This is a genomic window from Polynucleobacter sp. 39-46-10 (genome assembly GCF_002282275.1).
In genome coordinates this window covers 1-3,929 of sequence record NZ_NCJB01000233.1, presented here as the reverse complement: position 1 = coordinate 3,929, position 3,929 = coordinate 1, and the positions used below count along the sequence as shown (strand labels likewise).

5 protein-coding genes and 1 pseudogene are annotated in these 3,929 nt (G+C 46.4%); all 6 read left to right on the top strand.

All coding sequences use genetic code 11. The features are described from left to right. Positions 1-152, top strand: a pseudogene (locus B7X71_RS13360) (UMP kinase); the annotation flags it as partial. A gap of 11 nt (positions 153-163) precedes the next feature. After that, positions 164-724: a ribosome recycling factor gene (gene frr, locus B7X71_RS13355; RefSeq protein ID WP_215301289.1), complete on the top strand. Its 561-nt coding sequence runs from the start codon at positions 164-166 to the stop codon at positions 722-724. Positions 725-754: 30 nt separating this feature from the next. After that, positions 755-1,528 carry a polyprenyl diphosphate synthase gene (gene uppS / locus B7X71_RS13350; RefSeq protein ID WP_293600996.1) on the top strand — a complete coding sequence of 258 codons (774 nt, stop codon included), beginning with the start codon at positions 755-757 and terminating at the stop codon, positions 1,526-1,528. A gap of 16 nt (positions 1,529-1,544) precedes the next feature. Next, a complete protein-coding gene (locus B7X71_RS13345; protein ID WP_293599091.1) occupies positions 1,545-2,372 on the top strand; it encodes a phosphatidate cytidylyltransferase in 828 nt (275 codons plus the stop codon). Then, on the top strand, positions 2,372-3,562 hold the full coding sequence (gene ispC / locus B7X71_RS13340) for a 1-deoxy-D-xylulose-5-phosphate reductoisomerase (RefSeq protein ID WP_293600995.1): 1,191 nt from the start codon (positions 2,372-2,374) through the stop codon (positions 3,560-3,562). Before B7X71_RS13345 ends, ispC begins: the two co-directional genes overlap by 1 nt. A gap of 11 nt (positions 3,563-3,573) precedes the next feature. After that, a partial coding sequence (locus tag B7X71_RS13335; RefSeq protein WP_293600994.1) for a site-2 protease family protein occupies positions 3,574-3,929 on the top strand: 356 nt, incomplete at its 3' end.

Below are 3,929 nucleotides of genomic sequence, written 5' to 3'. Positions count from 1 at the left end.
CCATCATCAAAAACTTGCAAGTAATGGATGCAACTGCTTTTGCATTGTGTCGTGATCGTAAATTACCAATCAAAGTATTTTCAATTCTCAAGCCAGGCGCATTGATGCGCGTGGTTCAGGGTGAATCTGAAGGTACTTTAGTACACGTTTAATAGGAGGCTTGATGTCCGCAGCAGAAATTAAAACCACTACCGATCAAAAGATGCAGAAGTCTCTCGAGGCTTTGAAATCCAATTTGGCGAAGATTCGTTCTGGCCGTGCAAACCCAGGAATTTTGGAGCACATTCAAGTGGATTACTACGGTAATCCAACGCCACTAAGTCAAGTAGCTAGCTTAGGTTTGGCTGATGCTAGAACGATTAACGTTCAGCCATTTGAAAAGACCATGGTTGGTGCAATTGAGAAAGCAATTCGCGATTCTGATCTAGGTCTTAATCCAGCTTCCCAAGGTACAGTGATTCGCGTACCAATGCCTGCTTTGACAGAGGAGCGTCGTCGCGACCTCACTAAGGTGGTTAAGAACGAGGGTGAAGACGCTAAAATCGCCGTACGCAATTTACGCCGTGATGCGAATGAGCACCTGAAGCGCTTAACTAAAGATAAAGAAATTTCAGAGGATGATGAGCGTCGTGCAACTGATGATATTCAGAAGATGACCGATCGCACGGTTGTTGAGATTGATAAGTTGGTTTCTGAAAAAGAAAAAGAGATCATGACGGTTTAATCGTCAGATCATTTTTTTATTCTTCGGTTTATGACCCAGCACACTAGCTCTACCTTAGTTGTTCCAGAGGTGAGCGCTATTCCTCGCCATGTTGCCATCATCATGGATGGCAATGGTCGCTGGGCCAGCAAGCGTTTTATGCCGCGAGTAGCAGGGCACTCTGAGGGATTAGGCGCAGTGCGGAAGATTGTTCAAGAGTGCCGCCGTCTTGGTGTTGAATACCTCACTGTATTTGCATTTAGCTCTGAAAATTGGCGTCGCCCACCGGAAGAGGTGGGCTTTCTAATGAAGTTGTTTCTCAAGTCATTAAAAAGCGAAGTCTCTCGTCTCGCTGAAAACGATATCTCTTTACGCCTTATTGGTGATCTCAGCCGATTTGATTCTGCGATCCAGGAGATGGTGCAATTCTCTGAAGAAAAAACTGCTGGCTGCAAAAGTCTCACTTTTACGATTGCCGCTAACTACGGTGGTCGTTGGGATATTTTGCAGGCGATGCGCCAATGTTTGGCTGCTAATCCTGGTTTGAAGCCTGAGGAAGTGTCAGAGGAGTTATTGCAAGCCCATTTATCCATGGCTTATGCTCCAGAACCAGATTTGTTCATTCGTACTGGTGGCGAGCAAAGGGTAAGTAACTTCTTATTGTGGCAACTTGTGTATACCGAGTTGTATTTCACGGACATCCTTTGGCCTGATTTTGATGAGGCTGAATTACATAAAGCGTTTGACTGGTTTAGTCAGCGCGAGCGTCGTTTTGGACGTACGAGTGCTCAGCTAGCTTCCGAGCCTTTGAGCGACGCAGTCTAAGTATTCTTATTCCCTTATGTTAAAAACCCGAATCATTACTGCCACCATCTTGATGGCAGTGCTATTGCCCATCTTATTTTTATTACCACCAATCTATTTGGGCGGATTTTTCCTCGTCGCATTAGTTGTAGCTGCTTGGGAATGGAGTCGCATGATCGCTCCTGAGGCAAAAAAGGCTGCATGGCTCTATGCCGCTTTTTGTTTGGCCATCATTTTGTTTTTACTCGGCACCCAGGCGATTTCATGGCAGTTCTCTCTGCTCATGATGGCGGTGCTGTTTTGGTTCTTTTTGGCACCATTTATTTTGGCAAAAGGGATGAACCTCTCCCTTCAAAAATTCAAACCTTTCTACAGCATTCTAGGTTTGATCATTCTTCCGGCCACTTGGTTCGCCTTAGTCTTCTTACGTGAGCTGGGCTTAGTCTTTTTGTTGAGTAGCATGGCTTTAGTTTGGGTTGCCGATATCGGCGCTTACTTTGTTGGCAAGGCTTTTGGTAAACATAAGTTGGCCGTAAATATCAGTCCAGGGAAGTCGATTGAGGGAGCCCTGGGCGGCCTAGTTCTTTGCTATCTTTATGCATTTTTATGCGTAGTCTATTTACCTCTAGCTGATACCTTGTTTGGTGCTTGGGCCATTCGATTTGGTTGGGTGCCGATGTTCTTGATGGTTACCGTGTTAGCTGCGTTCAGCGTCTTCGGTGATTTGTTTGAGTCTCAGTTGAAGCGCTTAGCTGGAGTCAAAGATAGTAGTCATTTGTTGCCTGGCCATGGTGGCGTATTAGATCGGGTTGATGCTCTCATCCCGACAATGCCGATTGCTGCATTACTAGCTGGATTGATTTGATGCCACTTAAGCAAGTTGCCATCCTCGGATCTACGGGATCGATTGGTGTTAATACTTTGGATGTGATTCGTGCGCATCCAGATCGCTTCAAGGTGGTCGCTTTGACTGCTGCAAAACAGATTGAGCGTCTAGCTGAGCAATGTATTGAGTTCAAACCAACTATTGCAGTAGTGGCTGACGCTGAGGGCGCCTCCAAACTGACTCAACTCCTGCAAGCAAAAAAGATCACGACTCAAGTTCTTTATGGGCCTGAGGCATTAGTAAGTGCCATCACCGAATCAGGGTGCGATACCGTTATGGCGGCGATTGTGGGTGCAGCTGGCTTAGTTCCTGCCCTAGCTGCAGCAAAAGCAGGTAAGCGGGTATTGTTGGCCAATAAAGAAGCGCTGGTGATGTCAGGTAATTTATTTATGCAGGCTATGCAAGCTGGCGGCGGTGAATTGCTTCCCATCGACAGTGAACATAATGCGATCTTTCAATGTTTGCCAGATTGCTTTACAAAAAATCCATCTGCGCATTTAGGTGTTGAAGAGCTTTGGTTAACTGCCTCTGGCGGACCATTCAGAGATAAGCCGCTTGCAGATTTATCGGACATTACTCCTGAGCAAGCTTGCGCACACCCAAACTGGGTGATGGGTAGAAAAATTTCAGTTGATTCAGCAACGATGATGAATAAAGGCTTGGAAGTTATCGAAGCTTTTTGGTTGTTTGGTTTGCCGCTAGAAAAGATTAAGGTGTTGATTCATCCGCAAAGCGTAGTGCACTCGATGGTGCGTTATCGTGATGGCTCAGTGCTGGCGCAAATGGGTCAGCCTGATATGCGCACCCCAATTGCCTATGGCCTTGCCTGGCCTGAACGCATCGAGGCTGGTGTTGGTCCTTTAAATCTGACTCAGTTGAGTGGCCTCAGTTTCACCGAACCAAATTTTGCTCAATTCCCCTGTCTTAGTTTGGCCTTTGCTGCGGCAAAAACTGGAGGCACCACTCCTGCGGTGTTGAATGCTGCGAACGAAGTTGCTGTGGCCGCTTTCTTGGATGATGGCTTGCCCTACTTAAGCATTCCTAATGTAGTAGAGCACTGCTTAAATACCTTGCCTTCAGTTGCGGCGAGCTCCCTAGAAACGATTCTCGAGGCTGATGCTCTGGCGCGCCGCACTGCGAATCAGTTCATTTGTAATATCAAAAGATAGATCGGCGATTTGTGCAGGCTTTAATCACTCTTGCTTCATTCTTAGTCACCTTAGGTGTACTGGTTAGCTTTCATGAGTACGGTCATTTTTTAGCAGCCCGTTTATGCGGCGTCAAAGTACTTCGTTTTGCCTTGGGTTTTGGCAAGCCATTATTTACTTTTCGCGCCAGTAACGGTACTGAGTGGGTTGTAGCATCTATCCCCTTAGGCGGCTATGTCAAATTATTGGATGGCCGCGATGGTCAACAAAGTATTTCAGCGCAGGATCGATCTCAATCCTTTGATGTAAAGCCGCTCTGGCAACGATCTGTCATTGTGGCTGCTGGACCATTTGCCAATTTCCTCTTGGCAGTCATTTTATTTTCGAT

Coding starts and splice junctions, on each gene's coding strand:
- frr (WP_215301289.1), top strand. CDS start 164: ATGTCCGCAGCAGAAATTAAAACCACTACCGATCAAAAGATGCAGAAG.
- uppS (WP_293600996.1), top strand. CDS start 755: ATGACCCAGCACACTAGCTCTACCTTAGTTGTTCCAGAGGTGAGCGCT.
- B7X71_RS13345 (WP_293599091.1), top strand. CDS start 1,545: ATGTTAAAAACCCGAATCATTACTGCCACCATCTTGATGGCAGTGCTA.
- ispC (WP_293600995.1), top strand. CDS start 2,372: ATGCCACTTAAGCAAGTTGCCATCCTCGGATCTACGGGATCGATTGGT.